This window comes from Acutalibacter sp. JLR.KK004 (assembly GCF_036941085.1).
GTDB lineage: Bacteria > Bacillota > Clostridia > Oscillospirales > Acutalibacteraceae > Acutalibacter.
This window is the reverse complement of the sequence record NZ_JAYMNQ010000001.1, coordinates 2,537,039-2,556,627: the sequence shown is the minus strand read 5'-3', so window position 1 is coordinate 2,556,627 and position 19,589 is coordinate 2,537,039. Positions and strand designations below refer to the sequence as shown.

At 50.1% G+C, this 19,589-nt stretch carries 20 protein-coding genes; 19 read left to right on the top strand and 1 reads right to left on the bottom strand.

Features of this window, described 5'->3' with window-relative positions; translation table 11 throughout:
• Window positions 1-39 precede the first annotated feature (39 nt).
• The 19 genes from VSQ30_RS13865 (at window position 40) to VSQ30_RS13775 (ending at window position 17,177) form a co-directional block, all read left to right on the top strand.
• Window positions 40-2,148: a DNA topoisomerase 3 gene (locus tag VSQ30_RS13865; protein WP_334464644.1), complete on the top strand. Its 2,109-nt coding sequence runs from the start codon at window positions 40-42 to the stop codon at window positions 2,146-2,148.
• Window positions 2,145-2,522 (top strand): cysteine-rich VLP protein, encoded by a 378-nt coding sequence (locus VSQ30_RS13860; RefSeq protein WP_334464643.1) that lies wholly within the window; start codon window positions 2,145-2,147, stop codon window positions 2,520-2,522. Before VSQ30_RS13865 ends, VSQ30_RS13860 begins: the two co-directional genes overlap by 4 nt.
• 134 nt (window positions 2,523-2,656) lie before the next feature.
• Complete coding sequence (locus VSQ30_RS13855; RefSeq protein ID WP_251318382.1) at window positions 2,657-3,187, top strand: hypothetical protein; 531 nt, start codon at window positions 2,657-2,659, stop codon at window positions 3,185-3,187.
• 11 nt (window positions 3,188-3,198) lie between these two features.
• The gene (locus tag VSQ30_RS13850; protein WP_004083346.1) at window positions 3,199-3,837 is read left to right on the top strand and encodes a hypothetical protein; all 639 of its coding nucleotides are present in this window, start codon (window positions 3,199-3,201) and stop codon (window positions 3,835-3,837) included.
• Between the two features lie 11 nt (window positions 3,838-3,848).
• On the top strand, window positions 3,849-4,790 hold the full coding sequence (locus VSQ30_RS13845) for a DUF4316 domain-containing protein (protein WP_334464642.1): 942 nt from the start codon (window positions 3,849-3,851) through the stop codon (window positions 4,788-4,790).
• Window positions 4,790-5,488, top strand: a complete 699-nt coding sequence (locus tag VSQ30_RS13840; protein ID WP_004056018.1) for a hypothetical protein — start codon at window positions 4,790-4,792, stop codon at window positions 5,486-5,488. Before VSQ30_RS13845 ends, VSQ30_RS13840 begins: the two co-directional genes overlap by 1 nt.
• Window positions 5,485-5,829 carry a plasmid mobilization protein gene (locus tag VSQ30_RS13835; protein ID WP_016219341.1) on the top strand — a complete coding sequence of 115 codons (345 nt, stop codon included), beginning with the start codon at window positions 5,485-5,487 and terminating at the stop codon, window positions 5,827-5,829. Before VSQ30_RS13840 ends, VSQ30_RS13835 begins: the two co-directional genes overlap by 4 nt.
• 144 nt (window positions 5,830-5,973) lie before the next feature.
• A complete protein-coding gene (locus tag VSQ30_RS13830; RefSeq protein ID WP_004056015.1) occupies window positions 5,974-6,264 on the top strand; it encodes a CD1845 family protein in 291 nt (96 codons plus the stop codon).
• An 89-nt stretch (window positions 6,265-6,353) separates the two neighbouring features.
• Complete coding sequence (locus VSQ30_RS13825; RefSeq protein ID WP_004056014.1) at window positions 6,354-6,863, top strand: DUF3849 domain-containing protein; 510 nt, start codon at window positions 6,354-6,356, stop codon at window positions 6,861-6,863.
• A 33-nt stretch (window positions 6,864-6,896) separates the two neighbouring features.
• Window positions 6,897-8,306 carry a relaxase/mobilization nuclease domain-containing protein gene (locus VSQ30_RS13820; RefSeq protein ID WP_004056013.1) on the top strand — a complete coding sequence of 470 codons (1,410 nt, stop codon included), beginning with the start codon at window positions 6,897-6,899 and terminating at the stop codon, window positions 8,304-8,306.
• Between the two features lie 202 nt (window positions 8,307-8,508).
• Entirely contained in the window at window positions 8,509-9,663 is a 1,155-nt protein-coding gene (locus tag VSQ30_RS13815) for a relaxase/mobilization nuclease domain-containing protein (protein WP_334464641.1), read from the top strand.
• Window positions 9,664-9,724: 61 nt separating this feature from the next.
• On the top strand, window positions 9,725-10,300 hold the full coding sequence (locus tag VSQ30_RS13810; RefSeq protein ID WP_334464640.1) for a hypothetical protein: 576 nt from the start codon (window positions 9,725-9,727) through the stop codon (window positions 10,298-10,300).
• 34 nt (window positions 10,301-10,334) lie between these two features.
• Entirely contained in the window at window positions 10,335-11,585 is a 1,251-nt protein-coding gene (locus VSQ30_RS13805) for an ISAs1 family transposase (protein ID WP_334464887.1), read from the top strand.
• 356 nt (window positions 11,586-11,941) lie between these two features.
• A complete protein-coding gene (locus tag VSQ30_RS13800; protein ID WP_016217823.1) occupies window positions 11,942-12,607 on the top strand; it encodes a response regulator transcription factor in 666 nt (221 codons plus the stop codon).
• Complete coding sequence (locus VSQ30_RS13795) at window positions 12,604-14,052, top strand: sensor histidine kinase (RefSeq protein WP_016217824.1); 1,449 nt, start codon at window positions 12,604-12,606, stop codon at window positions 14,050-14,052. The genes VSQ30_RS13800 and VSQ30_RS13795 overlap by 4 nt, the downstream gene beginning before the upstream one ends.
• A 271-nt stretch (window positions 14,053-14,323) precedes the next feature.
• Window positions 14,324-14,971 carry an ABC transporter ATP-binding protein gene (locus tag VSQ30_RS13790; protein ID WP_334464637.1) on the top strand — a complete coding sequence of 216 codons (648 nt, stop codon included), beginning with the start codon at window positions 14,324-14,326 and terminating at the stop codon, window positions 14,969-14,971.
• The gene (locus tag VSQ30_RS13785) at window positions 14,968-15,660 is read left to right on the top strand and encodes a response regulator transcription factor (RefSeq protein ID WP_135975259.1); all 693 of its coding nucleotides are present in this window, start codon (window positions 14,968-14,970) and stop codon (window positions 15,658-15,660) included. Before VSQ30_RS13790 ends, VSQ30_RS13785 begins: the two co-directional genes overlap by 4 nt.
• The gene (locus VSQ30_RS13780; RefSeq protein ID WP_135975220.1) at window positions 15,657-16,688 is read left to right on the top strand and encodes a sensor histidine kinase; all 1,032 of its coding nucleotides are present in this window, start codon (window positions 15,657-15,659) and stop codon (window positions 16,686-16,688) included. The genes VSQ30_RS13785 and VSQ30_RS13780 overlap by 4 nt, the downstream gene beginning before the upstream one ends.
• A 165-nt stretch (window positions 16,689-16,853) precedes the next feature.
• On the top strand, window positions 16,854-17,177 hold the full coding sequence (locus tag VSQ30_RS13775; RefSeq protein ID WP_277820573.1) for a hypothetical protein: 324 nt from the start codon (window positions 16,854-16,856) through the stop codon (window positions 17,175-17,177).
• Window positions 17,178-17,187: 10 nt separating this feature from the next.
• Here VSQ30_RS13775 and VSQ30_RS13770 read toward each other — a convergent pair whose 3' ends face one another.
• Window positions 17,188-18,834, bottom strand: a complete 1,647-nt coding sequence (locus tag VSQ30_RS13770) for a recombinase family protein (RefSeq protein WP_135975218.1) — start codon at window positions 18,832-18,834, stop codon at window positions 17,188-17,190.
• Window positions 18,835-19,589: the final 755 nt, after the last annotated feature.

Here is a 19,589-nt window from a genome sequence, read left to right as displayed (position 1 = left end):
CTGGCTTTTCTATTTCAAAGAAATGGAGGTTTACAGGAATTGAAGTTAGTAATTGCGGAAAAGCCCTCCGTCGCCATATCGCTGGCGGCGGTCCTGGGCGCGAATGAGAAAAAAGACGGCTACATGGAGGGCGGCGGCTATCTGGTAAGCTGGTGCGTGGGGCACCTTCTGGAGCTTGCGCAGCCGGAGGCTTACGGGGAACAGTATGCCAAATGGCGTTATGGCGATCTGCCGATCCTGCCGGAAGAATGGAAATACGGAGTGCCGAAGGATAAGAAAAAGCAGCTTGACCTTCTGTGCCGGCTGATGAAAGACAAACGGGTGACTTCTGTGGTGTGTGGTACCGACGCCGGACGTGAGGGCGAGCTGATCTTCCGCCTTGTCTATCAATATGCCGGATGCAGCAAACCAATGGAACGCCTCTGGATTTCCAGTATGGAGGATGCGGCAATCCGGGACGGCTTTGAACACCTGCGTCCTGGCAGCGACTACGATACGCTCTATGACGCGGCGGTCTGCCGGGCCGGGGCTGACTGGCTGATCGGCATTAACGCCACCCGGCTTTTCTCCGTCCTGTATGGCACGACGCTGAATGTGGGGCGGGTAATGTCTCCAACGCTGGCGCTTTTGGTACGGCGGGAGGCGGATATTCAGGCATTTACAAGCAGCCCCTTTTATGTGCCGGAAATCACCTGCGGCGGCTTTACTGCCTCCGGAGAAAAGCTGCCGGATAAGGCGGGGGCTGAAAAAATCCGTATGGAAAGTGACGGGCAGGCTGCTTCGGTGCTGTCCGTGGAAAAGCAGGTCAAGACGGTACAGCCGCCCCGCCTGTACGATCTGACAACCTTACAGCGGGAATGTAACCGCATTTATGGTTATACGGCTCAGCAGACCCTTGACTATGTGCAGTCGCTTTATGAGAAAAAACTGGCGACCTATCCCCGGACGGACAGCCAGTATCTGACGGAGGATATGCAGGCAACCGCCGCCTCCCTGGTCCTCTGGCTGCGGGGCAATATGCCCTTTGGGAAGGGATGCGCCGGGGAACCGGATATTGGCCGCGTGACGGATGGCAGCAAAGTCACCGACCATCACGCGATTATCCCTACGGTGGAGATTGCCCGGACGGGTTTATCGGAGCTTCCTTCCGGGGAGCGGGATATACTGACGCTGATTGCCGCAAGGCTCCTTTCTGCCACGGCCCAGGCTCACCGGTTTGAGGCGATAACGGCGGTTCTGGACTGCCGGGGCCATTCCTTCACGGCAAAGGGAAAAACCGTGCTGCAGACAGGATGGAAGGAAGTGGAACGCCTTCACCGCATGGGCCTGAAACAGTCTAAGACGGAAGAAAAAGAAAGTGAAGATGCTGCCCTGCCTCCGCTGCAGGAGGGCCAGACTTTTGAAAAGGTGTCTGCCGGCGTCCGGGAAGGCAAGACATCCCCGCCGAAGCACTATACGGAGGATTCCCTTCTGGCGGCTATGGAAACGGCGGGCGCCGGGGATATGCCGGAGGATGCCGAGCGCAAAGGTTTAGGTACGCCGGCTACCCGTGCCGCCACGCTGGAAAAGCTGGTATCTGCCGGTTTTGTGCAGCGGAAGAAAAAGCAGCTTATCCCCACGGAAAAAGGCACGAACCTGATTTTGGTCCTGCCGGATAACATCAAATCGCCCATGCTCACCGCAGAATGGGAATCCATGCTGAAACAGGTGGAGCGCGGCGGGGTCCCGGCAAAAGACTTCATGGATGGGATTGCAGATATGATCCGGGCGCTCGTCAGAGAACATACCGCGCCGGAGGAACGGTTTGCCGGGCTGTTCCCGGATGCGAAAGAAAACGGGCGTGAAGCTGTCGGCACCTGTCCCCGCTGCGGCGGCACTGTGTATGAGGGCAAAAAAGGATTCTTCTGTGATAACCGGGATTGTGCCTTTGCACTCTGGAAAGATAACAAATTCTTTTCCAGTAAGAAAAAGAGCATTACAAAGTCTGTGGCGGCGGCCCTTCTGAAAGAGGGCCGCGTTTCCGTGTCCGGGCTTTACAGCGAAAAGACGGGAAAGACCTATGACGCGGTGGTGCTGCTGGATGATACAGGGGGAAAATATGTGAATTTCAGGCTGGAATTTCCGGCGAAGAAAGGCAGGGGGAAATGAGCGGGCCGCCCTCACGGGAATTAACCAGACAGGAACGGGCGGCGATCCGAAGGCTAGTAACAGACCTTTGCGCGAACTATGACAATCGGGATAAGTTCTGCCGTTCTTTGGACTGTCCCTGTTATATGTTGCATAAATGGTGGACCGGCTCTTTCTGCCGCTACTTCCGGGAGGCGGTGCTGCCGGTGGACCCGGCGCTGGAATCTGCCATTACCGGCGAGGACACTTCCCTGAAACAGAAAACCTGCCCGGTCTGCGGCAGGGCGTATCTTCCCACCACCAGCCAGGCATATTGTTCGGATTCCTGCCGCGCCTTTGCCAGACGGAAATCCGAGCGGGAACGCAAGCGCCGGATCAGGCAGAACCAGGGGTAATATGTCCGCAACTTAACCAAAAAGAGGCTTGATTTTCAAGGATTACAGAACCCGGTTTGAGGGGCGGCTGAATAAGAATACTCCGGCGCCCTGAAACAGCCCTAAGTTGCGGACAGACAGAAAAATCGGGAGGGATGTTTATCGAGAAAGTAAAAATATCGGTCATACCGGAAATTATGCGGATCGACACATGGACGCAGGCCATTGACATACAGCAGATTGACAACCGGCGCTTCATGTATAACCCGGACACAGGGCTGCTGGTCTTAGGCCGGCAGTATGCAGTGACAAGTCTGTTGGATTCCAGCCATGCCGGTGAGCTTGCGGCTGCCGGCATTACAAAGGGTTATGACGCATTTGTCCGGGGCTGGGTCGGTACCGGAGGGGATTACCCTGTAGGAGTGATCCATTTTGCGCCCAGCGTGGATGCAAGGAATATAGAATTATTTGACCGGGCCTTTGACACTTTGAAAATGTTTGCGGATAACGGGATCATGTACGGGACTGTGATTCGTGGATTCGGGAAGGAATGGGAACAGCCGGCCTCTGCCATTTTAACGGATATGTGGCAGCCGGCAGTAAAGCCTTCCGTCCGTAAGCAGCTAAAAAAACAGCCGGAGGCCAAAGCCACCCGGCAGAAAACCAACCATCAACAGGAACGATAGGAGGCGGTTTTATGAATATCAACACGATCACAACTGATGACCTGCGGGGCATGGAGGGCAAAGACGGCCTGATCCTGCAGGGCTGCGGCGGGGATTTGAAGGAATGGGTGGACGGGATCAATGATATGTTCACCGAGGCGGGCATTTTGAAGGACGGCAGTAAATTTGAGGACGTTTCAGCTTTCCAGTATGGGGAGCTTACCTGCCTGCTCTACCCTTTCGAGGATGTAAAGCTGGACATCGGGAAACTTGCCATCTGGCGGTTACAGACCCATGCGGATTTCGGGGGTACCTGGCTGTCCGATTTTGTACCGAACCGTCTGGGCGGCTTTATCAGTGAGCCTTCGCCGGAGCCGGAGAAACCGGACTGCGCGTTGATCGGCCAGGACGGGAATGTTTTCAACCTGGTAGGGATTGCGGCCCGCACCCTCCGCAGGAATGATATGGCGGACCAGGCAAAAGAAATGTCGGACCGGGTGTTTGCTTCCGGCAGCTACCATGAGGCGCTGAACATCATCGGCGAGTATGTCAATATCACGGATTCCGAAAGGGAGCCGGAGCACAGGGCCTCGGTCCGGCAGCAGATAAAAGAAACAAAGACGGCGGAACCGGACAAAAAGCAGAAAACGCCGAAACAGCAGGAACGGTAAGGAGGGTCAGGATGGGAAAAGAAAAAGTATACGGCGTGTGGGCGGTCCGCAGCGGCTCTTCCATTTTTGGACGTGCGGAGGGCTGGTGCAAAGAGGACGGAAAGCCTCTGGAATTTGATTCTGAAAAAGCCGCCCAGGATTATGCGGACGAAGCCGGCCGCCATGCCACGGCGAATGTCCGCTACTATGTGGAGGAAAAAGAGCCGGAACCGGGCGCAATTAAAAAACGTGCGGCACAGCCGGATTTGGATGCCCGCGCCCATGAGGAAGTGGCGCCGAGAAATGACGCAGCGGAAAAGCGCAATGAGATTCCCGGCAGGCAGATCATGCCGGAGGCGGACCCATTGGTGGGAATCCGCTCTGCGGTCCACAGCAACTATGCGGGCATGGTCGCCATGCTGGGCGCAGATAACCAGGTGTACCTGGGACGTGAGGAACGCTGCCACTATCAGGATATGCAGGCGTCTTATTATGACAATCAGGACGGCTCCCTGTGCTTTGTCTGCGACCAGCCGGATATGTACTATTTTCTCTATGGGGAGGGCTGGGCGCATACCCAGGCGGAAATGCTGGAGCGCGGCCTTACCCTGGGCCAGTATGAAGAATTTGCAAGGCTCCGGGACGGCGTGCTCTCACAGTTTACGCCCCATAGGGAGATCATGTTTGCCGGACAGCCCTTCCAGGCGCCGGAGAGCTATCTGCGTAATGCGGAGCTTTACGAGGAAGGACAGACCGGCAATTACAATATGCTGGACGGACGCCTCAACAACGAACCGCCGGAGCGCCCCGACCTGACGGACGGGCAGACTTACGAGGAAATCCGGGAGCTTGCCCCGGAGACGCTGCTGGAGGAAACGCCGGAGAAACCTTCCCTGATGGAACGGCTGAAGGCGGAACGTTCGGAGCATGAAGCAAAACAGGCAGCGCCGTTGATGGCAGAGAGGGAACGCTGATGGGCGCGGTAAGGTTTGAGGGCGTGGATATACTGGACAGCCTGGGGCAGATCATGGAGCTGCACACGCAACACTACAAGGATGATTTTGATATGGATAAAGAGCTGATCCCAAAACTGGCTCTATCGGGAGAACCGGAGGACCGGCGGCTTCTCTGGATGTCGAGGCCGTGCGGCACCTATACCCTGCGGGAATGGGAGGTCTATCTGGAGGGCAGCCATGCAAATAATGTGTGGAAGTTTTACCATGAACAGACAAAAGACCCGGTTCTTGCCTATGCCCTCTCGATCAAAGACGTGCAAGACGGAAAAGTGGTCGGCGATATATACCCGCTTGAATATGGGGCTCATGTGGAACGGGTAAAGTTGCTGACCTGCCCCATTGGTAAAGTGGCCGTTGTGTTTGAGGACGGAGCCAGTATCACGCTTCCTTATCAGGATCGGAGACAGCTTATGAATGAGCTGATGCCGGTACATGGGAGCCCAAAGTCGATGACCGATCTGCCAAAGGACGAGCGGGAGCTTGCCGTAATCCTGAAACGGGAACGGCTCAAACGCTCCTGCCATGCCACAAATGGCAATATAAAAGAATATATTGACGGCCTGAAAAAGAATACCTTGCGCGGAAGGCTCAAAGAGTCCCGGACAACCGCCCCCACCCATAAACCGCCTGCCCCGAAAAAGGAGCCGGAACGATGAAGGGCGGGCATAATAAAAAATCCGTCCGCACAGAGTTCGTCATGTCCGAGCAGGATGCGGAGCTGGTAAGGGAACGCATGGCGGAGCTCGGCATTACCAACCTGTCCGCATATCTGCGCAAGATGGCGGTTGACGGTTATATTATCCATCTGGATATGAGCGACATCCAGGAAATGATACGGCTCCTTCGTATCTGCTCCAATAACCTGAACCAGTATGCCAGACGCGCCAATGAGACCGGAAGTGTTTATTCTGCCGACGTGGACGATCTGCGCACCCGCCTGGACAGCCTGTGGGACGGCATGGATAAGCTGCTGCGGGGATTTGCGAACATTTCGTAAACAGGAAGAACCGCCGTTGCTTTCCGCAGGCCGGCACGGTAAAATTTTACTGGAGGGGTAAATATGCTTCTCTTTGAAATACCCTTCGGGCATACCTGGATGTCCTGAAAAATCGGACATGGGATTAGGAAAGGAGGCGGACGTATGCGTCTGATTGGCAAACTGCTAGCACTTCCCTTTGTAATAGTTACAGGGATTCTTTATCTGTTCTGCAAATTTCTTGTTGTGGTTTCCGGCGCCGTGCTGGGAATTCTGTCAGGGATTGTTTTTCTGGCGGCGCTGGCGCTGTTCTTCGCAGCCGGGTTCTGGCCGGGAATGTCCTGGCTGGTGATTGCGTTCCTTATCAGCCCTTACGGCCTGCCGATGGCGGCGGCCTGGCTGGCCGGCATGATCGGCGGCGTGAATGGCGCCCTGAAAGATTTTATATTTGGTTAAACAGTTTCGGCGGGGCGCATTGGCAGCCCCGCCCTTTTTCTATAATTATGGCTGTCTGTTACGGCAGCTTTTTGATTGGAGGGATTTCATTGAAAGATACAACGCCAATTTATTTCCATTCTGCTGCCTATGCGCATGAGCATGGGGAGCTGGATCAGTACCACGCTTCCCACAAAGCAAACATTGCGTGCAGGGAGGCAATCGAACAGGCCATTGCGGACAACTACCGGGACAACCGTTTAGGCACGGCATGTGTGCAGCAGGTCTTACAGCAATTTGATCCTGGACGGATTTTTTATGTCCTTGCCAACACGGTCCGGCAGAAAGATCACGACGGGCGCATTTCACGGGACAACAAAGCATGGGCGCAGACGGTTCCGGTCTGTGAGGATAAGGACGGTTTTGGATATGACCGGAATGTCTGCTTTGCCGTGGACCGCTGCAATCCCGGACTTACCGACCTGTTTCTCTCCCAGGCCAGGCGGGAGTGTGCGCCGGCCCAGGAGCAGAAACCATCCGTGCGTGACAGCCTGAATAAAAATGCCGGGCAGCAGGCGCACAGTGACAGGACGAAAGCAAAAAAGGAGCCGGAGCGGTAACAGGTCCTATATTGGATTAAGGGGGTGACAGATATGGCAACCACTCGGCTCATGCCGCTGCATGTTGGGAAAGGCCGGGATGTTTCCACGGCCATAGCGGACATCATTGACTACGTAAAGAATCCGCAGAAAACCGATTATGGGAAATTCATTTATGGCCATGAGTGCGACACCCGGACCGCTGATGCGGAGTTCCTTTTATCCAAACGGCAGTATGCGAACCTGACCGGAAGAAGCCGGGGCGCGGATGATGTGATTGCCTACCATCTCCGGCAGGCGTTCAAACCCGGCGAGGTCACGCCGGAAGAAGCGAACCAGATCGGGCGGGAGCTGGCATTGAAACTGACGAAGGGAAACCATGCTTTTGTTGTCTGTACCCATGTGGATAAACACCATGTCCATAACCACATCATCATAAATTCTACCACGCTGGACTGCCAGAAAAAATTCCGCAACTTCTGGGGCTCTACTTGGGCGATCCGGCGCATGAATGACAAGCTGTGCCTGGAGCATGGGCTTTCCATTGTAGAGAATCCGAAACCCAGCCGGGATCATTATGGCACATGGATGGGAAGTCAGAAACAGCCTTCCCACCAGGAGCGGCTGCGACAGGCTATCGACGCAGCCCTGGAAGAAAAGCCGAAGGACTTTGAAGAACTTTTGAAAAAGCTGGAGGCGGCTGGGATTGAAGTCAACCGGGAGCGAAAGCACCTTCGTTTTCGCCTGTCACCTGATGATAGATATACCCGGTGTGACACACTGAAAGGCGACTATACCGAGCAGGCCATCAAAGAACGGATCGCCGGCACACGGACGGCAAAGCCGCGCCGTATTTCTCCCCAAAAGCCGGTTTCCAAAGTCGGGCTGCTGGTGGATATTGAGGCGGCAATCCGTTCCGGCAAAGGTCCGGGATATGAACGCTGGGCGAAGGTGTTCAACTTAAAACAGCTCTCTCAGGCGGTGATCTGGCTCAAAGAGCATGGCGATATGAACTATGAGGATTTGCAGAAAAAATCAGATATTGCTACTGCTAATTTTAATGCGCTGTCGGTACAGATCAAGGAGCTGGAATCGCAGATGGCCGCCAACGGGGAGCTGCAGAAACAGATCGTAAATTATGCCAAAACACGGACAGTCTATGTGGAATACCGGAAAGCCGGGTACAGCAAAAAATTCCGTGCGGTACATGAAACGGAAATCCTGCTGCACCAGGCGGCAAAGAAACACTTTGACGGATTGGGGATCACAAAGCTGCCCTCCGTTAAATCTCTGCGGGAAGAATACGCCGGGCTCCTGGAACAGAAACGGAAAGCCTATTCTTCTTACAAGCAGGCCAGGGCTGATATGAAAGAGCTCTATAATGTCCGGGCGAATGTGGAGCATTTGCTGGACATTCCCACCGGGCGGGAACCGCAGAGGGAATCGCAAAAGTCACGACAATAGGTTCTCTCCGCTTTTGTTTTTCAGCGTTCCAACGGAACGCGCAGCCATCACCGCAGGTGATGATCTCAGGGGTTTGGGGATATGTCACCAACAAGCATTTAGCAGAAATTCCGGGTACGGGATTTCTGCTAAATACGCAATCTTACGGAAGATTGCATTGCTTGCCAGTAGTTTTGAGAACCTTTATTTAGGTATTGTCTGCATGCACATAGACAAGCACCATGTCCATAATCACATCATCGTGAGTGCGGTAAATCTGGAGTCTACCAGGAAATTCCGCAACTTTTGGGGTTCCTCCTGGGCTTTGCGCCGGATCAGCGATAAGCTGTGTCTGGAGCATGGCCTTTCTATTGTCGAAGATCCCAAGCCCAGCCGCGGCCACTATGGAAAATGGCTGGGTGATGGAAACAAACCGCTTTCCTTTCAGAATCAGATCCGTCAGGCCATTGACGCCGCCCTGGAGCAGCACCCCTCCACCTTTGAGGATTTCCTGAAAATTCTGGAAGCGTCCGGTGTGGAAGTCACCCGGCGCGGGAAATCTATCAATTTCCGTGTTCCAGGGCAAAAGAGCCGAACCCGCTGCAATACGCTAAAAGGAGATTATACTGAACAGGCAATACGGGAAAGGATCGCCGGAACCTATATTCCCTCTGTTCAGCCCAAACGGTCCAATTCTTCGGTGAGGATGCTGATTGATATTGACGCCGCAATGCGGGCCGGTAAAGGTGCCGGTTATGAGCGTTGTGCCAAAGTGTTCAATGTGAAGCAGCTTGCGAAAGCTGTGGCTTACCTGAAAGAGCATGGGGATATGAGCTATGAGGACCTTCAAGCAAAGGCCCAGGCTACGACTTCCCGGTTTAATGAGCTTTCCACGCAGATCAAGGATATGGAAAGCCGTTTATCTCAAAATGGAGAATTGCAGAAACAGATCGTCAATTACTCTAAGACGAGATCTGTCTACATTGCGTATCGAAAAGCCGGTTACAGCAAAAAATTCCGGGCCGAGCATGAGGCTGACATCCTGATCCACCAGGCAGCGAAGAAATATTTTGACAGCCTGGGAGTGGAGAAGCTGCCTACCGTAAAGACTCTGCGGGAAGAATATGCCGAAGTGCTGGAGGCCAAGAGAAAAGCCTATGCGGAATATAAGCAGGTACGGGAAGAAATGCGGGAGCTGCAGAATGTGAAGGCCAATATTGACTATCTGCTGGGACCGTCTGCGGAAAGGACACAGGAAAAAGAACATTCATCAGGGTTGTTTCATGAAGAAAAATTAAAATCGGTATATAGAGCATTTTTACGAGGGTTATGGAAGCTATACGAATTTTTCATAACCCTCGATTTTTTTGTCTTGTAGAGGTATAATGTCTATATAGTATAGGTATATACTACCTATACGGAAAGGAGGAATTACGCCTATGACAGAAAAGAAATATCCACAATGGGTGCAGGAGCAGCGGACGCAGGGAACTACCGTGAAAAAGAAGGGAGATACCTATTATCTCTATAAACGTACATCCAAGCGTGTCCCTGGGAAAAAATACCCACAGCCGGTAGATACTTATATCGGTATCATTACTCCGGAAGGAGTCATAAAGAGTGAAAAGAAAAAAATATCCCTGGGGGGGATCGAAGTGAAGGAGTATGGATTTTCCAGAGCCGTATGGCAGCTGTGCCCGGAAGGCTGGAAGAAGCCGTTAGGGAATGACTGGGAAGATGTCCTTTCGATCATCCTGTGGAAATGGTCACCGGAAACTTACCTTTTGAAAGAAAAAGTCCTAAAGGCTGAGCAGGACTTCCACTATCAGTTCAATGCCCAGGCAGCCTCATTGGGCAGGCGGTTCTATAAAGAACATGGGATGGATATCAAAGATCTGCAGATACTGAAAGGTATTTATCTGCTGTATTTTGAAAAGGAAAAGGTAGTATCCAGGATAAGCCCGGAACAGGAAGAAGTACTGTGGAAAGCGGGGGTAGATCTTTCCGTGTGCTGAAAAAGGATTCTGGTCCAGACCGCTTTTGGAATATATGAAGGCGGTGCCAGACCCCAGATGTGGGCGGGAGACGAAACATGACCACGCAGAGGTATTGGTGTGCCTGATTGTTGGTTTCCTTGTAGGAAGGACTACCATACGTAGAAGTTTGAAATGGTGTAAAAAACATTTGGAAGAACTGAGAGAATATCTTCCATTAAAGAACGGGATCGCGTCCCCTTCAACAGCATGCCGGATCCTGTCTAGGCTCGATGAGGAATTGTTCGCGCTGGAATTCATGGAATGGATCGGGGAGATCGTGAGCACGGAAGGGATCCATATTTCAATAGATGGGAAGGCATTGCGGGCTTCCATGGAGAAAGTGAAGGATTTCAGGGCGCCGATGGTATTGAATGCGATAGATGCAGCAACGGGACTGGTGCTGGCACAGATGCCGATCCAGAATAAAGACTGTGAGATCAGGGCGATACCGGAGCTGCTGAAACTGCTCGGCATAAAGGGAAGCACGGTCACAACAGATGCCATAGGGACGCAGACACAGATCATGGAGCAGATCCTGTCACAGGAGGGCCATTTTGTACTGATGGTCAAGAAAAACCAGCCGCAGTCTTATGATGAGATCGTGGGATATTTTGATGAGATGTCGGAAGACCATAAAAAGATGGGGGAAGACAGCAGCTACAGGCCAAGGCATCCGGAAATGCAGGAAAAATATGAAGAGATCAGCTGTCCAGAGAGAAACCGTGACAGACAGGAGTACCGTTGGTACAGCGTATGCACAGAGTGCGGGCTCCTGACAAAGACACAGAAAGAATGGCCTTATATAAAAACGGTAGGGCTGGCCATACAGATACGGATACCGGTAGAGAGGGATGCACAGGGAAACGATATCACACCGGATATAAAAACGTTTCTGGAAAAAGGCTCCAGGCGTAGGCCAAAAGCGGTGCAGGATGAAGAAACAGGAAGGGATTTACAGAAAACAGGGATGATTTCAGACATGGAACTGACGGCGGGAGAAATGGGTAAGATAAAAAGGGAACACTGGTCGGTGGAAAACCGCCTGCACCATGTGTTGGATGATACCTTCCGCGAAGACAGGTCACCGGCAAAGAAATCGAAGAACAATCTGGCACTGGTAAGGAAGTTTGCCTACAACCTCCTTCGGATAGCAATACTGTCCGGCGATTGTTCGGGGATCATGACAGAAGCAATGGATGATTTCGGCGATGCCCCTGATTTAAGAAAGAAATATGTCTTCAACGGTATCCAAAGTTTTTACTAAAACAGGCAGACAGAATATGAAAAAAAAGAGTAAATAATATACAGGGGAATTTCTGCGCTTTTTTATCGGACAGAAGCTTCCCGTAGAGGGATAAAATGTAAGGGCGGTCATCACAGGCCGGACTCCAGCCTGATTCACAGTATGCCTATAATGAATACTATCGTTTGAGGAGCTTCGTGAAACAACCCTGGAACATTCATAAGCATATATGGAAATTATTCAGAAAATTTGATATACTTATTGGCGTGTCTGTGTGGAGTCTACTGCCTTACTTGACAAAGTTTCTCGTTATCCATGGAAAATTCATATACATGACACATTGGAATGCTAATATCTAAATAAAAAAGGGTGATGAAATGGCAAACTTATTGATAGTAGAAGATGATGTCCTGACAAACGAATCTGTTTGTGAGTATTTGCAGGATATGGGCCACATCGTGTTTTCAGCATACGATGGAGAACAGGCTTTAGAGTTGTTCAATAGCAAAGAGATAGACCTGGTTGTTTTGGACATCATGCTTCCCCAAATAAACGGTCTGAATGTTTTGAAAAAGATTCGTCAGGCAAGCAGCATACCAATTCTTATGCTCACAGCGATGGACGACATGGATACACAGATTATGAGTTTTGACAATCTGGCAGATGATTATGTAACGAAACCGTTTTCCATCGTTTTACTGGGAAAAAGGATTACGGCGCTTCTTCGGCGTATTGGAAAAACGGGACCAGCAAATATTTGGAGTTATAAAGATATTATAGTGGACTTCTCCGGCTTTTCAGCAGAAAAGGCAGGAAAGCTGATTGATATTTCACCCAAAGAAGTGCAGTTGCTGAAAATTCTGGTGGATCATACAGGAGTTGTGTTGACCAGAGATCAAATTCTCGATTCTATTTGGGGGACAGATGTTCCATTGAATGATAGGACGATTGACACATATATCGGCAGACTTCGTAAAAAGTTAGGATTGGACTGTATTGTAACAGTGAAGGGAATCGGCTATAAATTTGAGGATGTGCGATGAAACTATTTCCAAAAACTTTTTGTTATACCCTTATGTTAATGATTATCATTACGTTAATTGGGCATGGGTTGATGTATTTTCTGATACCTGCTTTTTATACAAACCAAAAAGAAAGTCTTGCGGAAAGCATAGGGGAGGAAATAATACAGCAGCTTCAACAATCCTCAGAATTATCGGAAGATAAGGTTTTGGAGCGGTATGCTAAGAATAAGGCATTTGTGAACTTGACCTGCGGAGATAAACAGTATGTCTATGGTTCTTTTTATATTGAAGATGCCCTGAATGGAAACGGGAAAGATTATTCTTTTCAAGCCTCTCCCGGAGATCAAGCGAATGATGCTCAGTCTAATGTTACGGGCGCTGAACAAGGGATTGATGGCCTGGCTCCCTACTTAACAGCACAATTTGTAAAGCGGGAATTTTCGTTTCAAAATGCAGATAACGAAGATTGTACGTTGCTTATTCTTGTTACATTGCAGCCGGTAAATGAAACAAAAGGCATTGTTCTTGAGATCCTTCCTATTAACTTGTTGATTTGCTTTATTATTTCTGCTATTGTGGCGTTTTTGTATTCCAGACGGCTTTCTACACCAATCAAGAAAATATCAGAAACTACAGAGCAAATGAGGTTATTAAAGAGAAATGCTGTCTGTGAAATTCGCACAAAGGATGAGATCGGACAGTTATCTCAAAATATCAACGCACTTTATAAGGAACTTTTGACATCAATAGATCATCTGCACGCAGAAATCGCCCATGTTAGCGAAGTGGAGCAATCAAAAATAGACTTCATGCGAGCTGCTTCGCATGAGTTGAAAACGCCTGTATCGGCAGTTTGCACTATGCTGGACAGCATGATTTTAGGTGTGGGGAAATTTGAAGATACAGATACTTATCTCCCTGTATGCAAAGAAAAAATGCTGCAGCTTTCTTCTATGATCCAAGAGGTGCTTGACGCCTCTAAATTGACTGGACAGCCAGAAGAACCTATCAAGAAAGTCCAGCTTTCTGAGTTGCTCCATGAGGTCTGTAATTCCTACCGCTTGATTGCAGATTCAAAGGGAATTGTATTTTATATTGAAACAGAAAAAGCCGGGGTGGTTCATATTCCGGTCAAAGCTGTAAAGCGGGCAATCTCCAATGTTATCTCTAATGCTGTGAATTATACAAACAGTGGTGGAAAAGTCTCTGTTATCTGTTCAGAAGGCACGATCATAGTAGAAAATGAATGCGTCCCGATTTCAGAGAAAGACCTAAATCATTTGTTTGAAGCGTTTTACCGGCCTGATTATTCTCGCAGCAGGGAAACTGGTGGAAATGGCCTTGGATTATATATCACCCATAAACTTTTGGATACTTACAAAATCCCTTACTCCTTTATGCCGTATGAGCATGGAATGAGATTTACAATAAACTGCCCCACAAATAACCGCTTCGTAAAATGAAGTTATCTCAACGTACCAATACAAAGAGGACTTCATTAAACAAGATAGGGTTGACCCATTGATAAAATGGAGGTGTATGGTGTATTTATCCGCTATACAGAAGTTCTAATATAAAATAAGGAGAGATTACATTGAGATACACAAAAACATCATTAAACTATTCTGTTTGACTTTGGTTTTTACATTGGTATTATCTGCCTGTGGAAATTCCTCATATAATGACTGCAATTCCATCCTTTCTAACGAGGACAGCTATACCTATCAAAAATGTGTGGACACCGGAAGTACGGACGCTTCTCTGAAAAGAGAATTTCAAGGGTTCAATGGAAAAGATACCATCTGGGTTCCATGTGGTTCTATTGTAGGGCTGATTGGTGAAAATGGAGCTGGAAAAAGTACAACTATCAATGCAGTGTTGGGACTTATTCAGAAAGAGGCTGGCAGCATTTGTGTTTTAGGTAAAGAGCAACCAGATAACGAAATCAAGGAACAGATTGGTGTCGTATTTGACGGCAACAACTATCCTGAAATCTTTTCTACCCGAAAACTCAACCGGGTTATGAAAGACATTTATCATTCATGGGAAGAACACACATTCCTGAACCTTTTGAAAAAATTTTCTTTACCTACCGATAAACCGATTAAGCAATTTTCAAAAGGAATGAAAATGAAATTGGCAATCGCAGTCGCCTTGTCCCATAATTCTAAACTACTGATTTTGGATGAAGCCACCAGTGGACTTGATCCCGTCATACGAGATGATATATTAGACATCTTATTGGACTTTGCACAGGACGAAACTCATTCTATTTTGATTTCTTCGCACATCACTACTGACCTTGAAAAAATTGCTGACTACATTGTTTTTATTCACGAGGGGCAAGTAGTATTCTCAAAGCTGAAGGAAGTGAGGATATGAAGCAGATTTTAATTGTCGAGGACGACAGTTTTTTAAGTAAGATGTTGGCCTATAACCTGACCGCAGACGGCTACGGCGTGACTTCTGCCCTGAATGCCAGAACCGCAGCCGCAGCCATCCGCCAGCGGGAATTTGATTTAGTGCTGCTGGACATCAATCTGCCGGACGGCAACGGTTTTGAGCTGTGCAAGCTGATCAAGCCCCAGCACCCGGACACTATCGTAATTTTCCTAACCGCCAACGATCAGGAGAGCGACCAGATACGGGGCTATGAGGTGGGTGCGGTGGACTACATCACAAAGCCCTTTGTGATCGGGGCCTTGCAGCGGAAAATCAAAGCCATGTTCGCCATGCTGGAACACCACAAACCGGCTAAGGACATTTACGACGACGGGCGGCTGTTTCTGGACTTCTCGGAGCAGACGGCTTCCTTAAATGGCAAGCCCCTGACCCTATCCCCGATGGAGTACAAAATGCTGAACCTGTTCCGTAAAAATCCCCGGCAAGTGCTGACCCGTGGGCAGCTTTTGGAAAAGCTGTGGGATATAGACGAAAGGTTTGTGGACGAACACACCCTGACAACCTCCATCAGCCGGATTCGCGGCAAGATCGAATCCGACGGCGGCGCGCCCTACATCAAGACCGTTTACGGCATGGGCTATCAATGGACGGGAGGCGAGGCAAAATGAAGTTTCAAAACCTCTCGGTAAAGCGGCTGTTTGGCCGGGTGGCAATAGGGCTTGCCCTCTCCATGTCCGGGATCACCATAGCCCTGTTTTTTGTGACGAAACAAATTGCGGTGCTGCTGACGGGCGGGGCGCTGCTGCTGTGCGCCCTTGTGGGGATTTTCGTACTGACGCAGGCGTTTGGAAAGCGGCTGTCACAGTTTACCGCTGACCTGTGCCAGACCTTAGACCACATGATCGCCGGGAATGAAGCGCCAAAACGCCCGGAGGACAGCGAAACCCAGCTTGCCAGAATCGGACACCGGCTGGCAAGGCTTTACCAGATCATGCAGGAGAACCGCCGCCGGGTGGACGAGGAACGGCAGGAGTTACAGACCCTTGTATCAGATATTTCCCATCAGGTGAAAACGCCGGTAAGCAATCTGAAAATGGCGACGGACACCCTGCTGGAAAAGCCTATGGCCGAGGCGGAGCGCACCGACTTTATCCGGGGAATCCGCAGCCAGACGGATAAGCTGGACTTTCTCTTTCAGGCCCTTGTAAAAACCTCCCGGCTGGAAACAGGCGTGATCCAGTTGGACAAGAAACCGGGTCGCCTTTTTGATACTGTGGCGCAGGCTATGAGTGGGATCGTGTATGCAGCGGAGAAAAAGGAAATCGCCGTGTCCGTGGATTGCCCGGAGGATTTGACCGTTTCCCATGACAGCAAGTGGACATCGGAAGCCCTCTTTAACCTGCTGGACAATGCGGTGAAGTACACCCCGGCAGGCGGGAAAATCGCTGTGTCGGTGGTGCTGTGGGAAATGTATGTGGAGATCAAAGTGACCGACACTGGCAAGGGCATTTCCGAAAGCAATCAGGCCGCCATCTTCCGGCGCTTTTATCGTGAGGAAGAAGTACACGAACAGCAGGGCGTGGGCATTGGCCTATATCTGGCCCGCGAGATCGTAACGCGGCAGGGCGGCTATATCAAAGTGGTTTCGGAGCCGGGCAAGGGTTCGGAATTTTCCATTATGCTGCCTACAAAATAGAACGCGGCGGACGGCCATTTCCGGCTGCCCGCCGTAAATTTTTTTGAAATGTCCGAGCGCTGTAACATTTCACCCCGATTTTCAATGAAATTTTTTGGCCGCTGTAACATTTCGCGGACATTTGGGTTTTACAATAGCTTTATCAAATATGGAGGTGATACAACTATGACATGGCCTTTTGAAAACGATACAAGTGCCATTACAAAAAAGTTGGCAAAACGCAATGTATCTTCAAATCGTATTTTTTGCTTTTTTAATGTTTTGACCATTGCGCTGGCAATTAGTTTGATTGTGGGAATCTCCTTATTCCAACAAGGCAGCAAAATCAGCGAACAAAAGATTTTGAATCAAATGCAGCAAGTTACCATCGGAGGGCTTACAGCAGAACAGATAGAAATTCTGAAAAAAGAACCTGAACTTGAAGATATTGTACCCTATATGTGCAATACGCATAAAGAAGTTTTCCCTATTGGGAGTGCAACCGCATGATGCTGTGGCGTCATGCGGTTGTCGTTTTGCTGTACCTGCTAAATTCCGGGGAAAAATCAATCTCCCCGATAAAGTTATAGTGTACGTCAATGCGCTGGGTGCGATGGCCGCTGGACTTATCCGGGGCGTGAACAACTACCTTTTCCACAAACTCACGCAAAAGTGCCGGGGTCAGCTCGGTGGGTTCGGTGTACTTCCGTACAATTTTCAGGAAATTCTGAATATTGACAGCCTGGGCTTTCGTTTCGGCTACAACGCCCCGCAATTCCTCTGCGGACTGTTTCAGATCCGCCTGTTCCTTTTCGTAGCCCTCGGACAACCGGGTAAGCCGCTCTACGCTCAACGCCCCCGCCACACGATCTTCATAAAGCTGTTGAATAATGCGGTCAAGTTCGCTGATACGCCGCTCCTGCTTCTCCAGCTTGCGCTTGGCCCGTTCCTGCTCGGTACGCTGTGCCGCCGTCTTGTTTTCCATGACGCGCCGCACAAACTCATCCTCGTCATCCTGTGCGTAGGCTACCACCCTCTGCAAATTTTGGAGTACAAGCTGTTCCAGCACCACGGCCCGGATATAATGGGCGGTGCATTGCTTTCTGGAGCGGTAGTTTGCACAAGTGTAACTCTCCTGTTCTTTTGTAAATGTAACGGTGCGGTGGTGGTACAGCTTTGCTCCACAATCGGCGCAGTAGGCCAGCCCGGAGAACAGTCCCATTTCGCCCAGCTTGGTAGGGCGGCGGCGCTGCTCCCGATTCTTCTGTACGATTTCCCATGTCTCCCTGTCAATAATCGCTTCATGGGTGCCCTCAAACACCGCCCGCTTGTCCGGGGGATTGATGATTGCTTTCTTGCTCTTGTAGGAGAGTTTTGTGGTCTTGAAATTCGTTGTGCGGCCTAAATAAGTATCCTGTTCCAAAATGCTCAGGACAGTTGCGGGATTCCAGCGGCAGGGATCATCCGGGTAGTAACGGCTTGTCCGGCCTGTGCGCCGAAACTCAATCGTCCCCGGCGTTGGGATTTCCCTCTCTTTCAGCATCCGGGCAATTTTACCAGGGCCGTTGCCCTCCACACATAGCTGGAAAATCAACTCCACCACGGGGGCGGTTTCCTCGTCCACCAAAAGGTGTCCGTCCTCGCCCTTTATGTAGCCGTAGGGAGCGTTTGATGCCAGCCTCTGGCCCGACATTCCTTTGTTGCGGAAAACCGCCCGTATCTTCTTCGACGTATCTTTGGCATACCACTCATTTATGATATTTCTGAACGGGGTGAAGTCATTTCCCAGTTGATCCTCGCTGTCCACTCCGTCATTGACGGCGATAAATCGGACTCCCAGTTCTGGAAATCGGATTTCCGTATATAGCCCCACTTCCAGATAATTCCTGCCAAACCGGGACATATCCTTGACTATCACCATACTGACAAGCCCTGCCTCAATGTCGGCCATCATTTCCATAAAGCCGGGACGTTTGAAATTTGTACCGCTCCATCCGTCATCTTTGTAAACCTTATAGCTGGAAATTCCACGGTCTTGACAATACCTGGTGAGGATTTCGATTTGATGGGCTATGCTGTTGCTGTCCCCCTCGTTCTCATCATCGCGGGAGAGCCGGACGTAGAGGGCTGTCCATTTTTCATTCAAATTGCCTGACTGCCTAATCATTTCAGCCTCCAATCCGGCAGTTACCGTTTCTGGCCTTGTGACACTTATATTATATTAGATGTCAAGGAAAACGTCAAATTTTCGACAAGTTTTTTATTCTTCTTCACTTGGTTTCTTTGTCAAGTAATCGCTTCATTTTCCAGAAACGGCAACTCCCTCGCGGGCAAATTCTTTTCATAAAAAATGCGTCTCACGGTGAGACGCATTAACGACAAATTTCGCGCTGGTTGGCGGTTTTATATTTCGTTGTTCACGATGTAAAAACAAAGGCAGAGCCAGACGGCGGCTGGCAGGGCCGCTCCATAGAATTTTTCGTGCCTCCCCCCATTCCCGTGGCGGGGCGTCCTACGCTGTGACGCATAGCCGACGCAAGTATCTCCCCTGTATGCGGTTCGTGGCCTGCTGCTGTGCCATAGCAGCTTTGCGGCGCTGGCCCTGTTCGCTCCGTCCTCCCAGTGTCCGGCCTCCTTTCACGGGAGATCATCCCTGCGTACCCGCCGCCCGGCTCCGCGCATACAGAATGTATCTGATTGCCTTATTCAGTTGTAGTCAAGCCTTTTTCCTACGAACGGAAAATACCTGCTTCTACCACTTAATATCCGTGAAAATCGGATTTTGTTCATTATTCGCAGGAATGGGCAAAACTTCCCAAAAGATTTTAGAAAACGACAGTTTCCTAAAAATACGTTTCACCGTGAGTAATGTCATTAAGTTGGGAATAGGGAGAAAATAAAGTCAAAAAAGATGTAAAAATG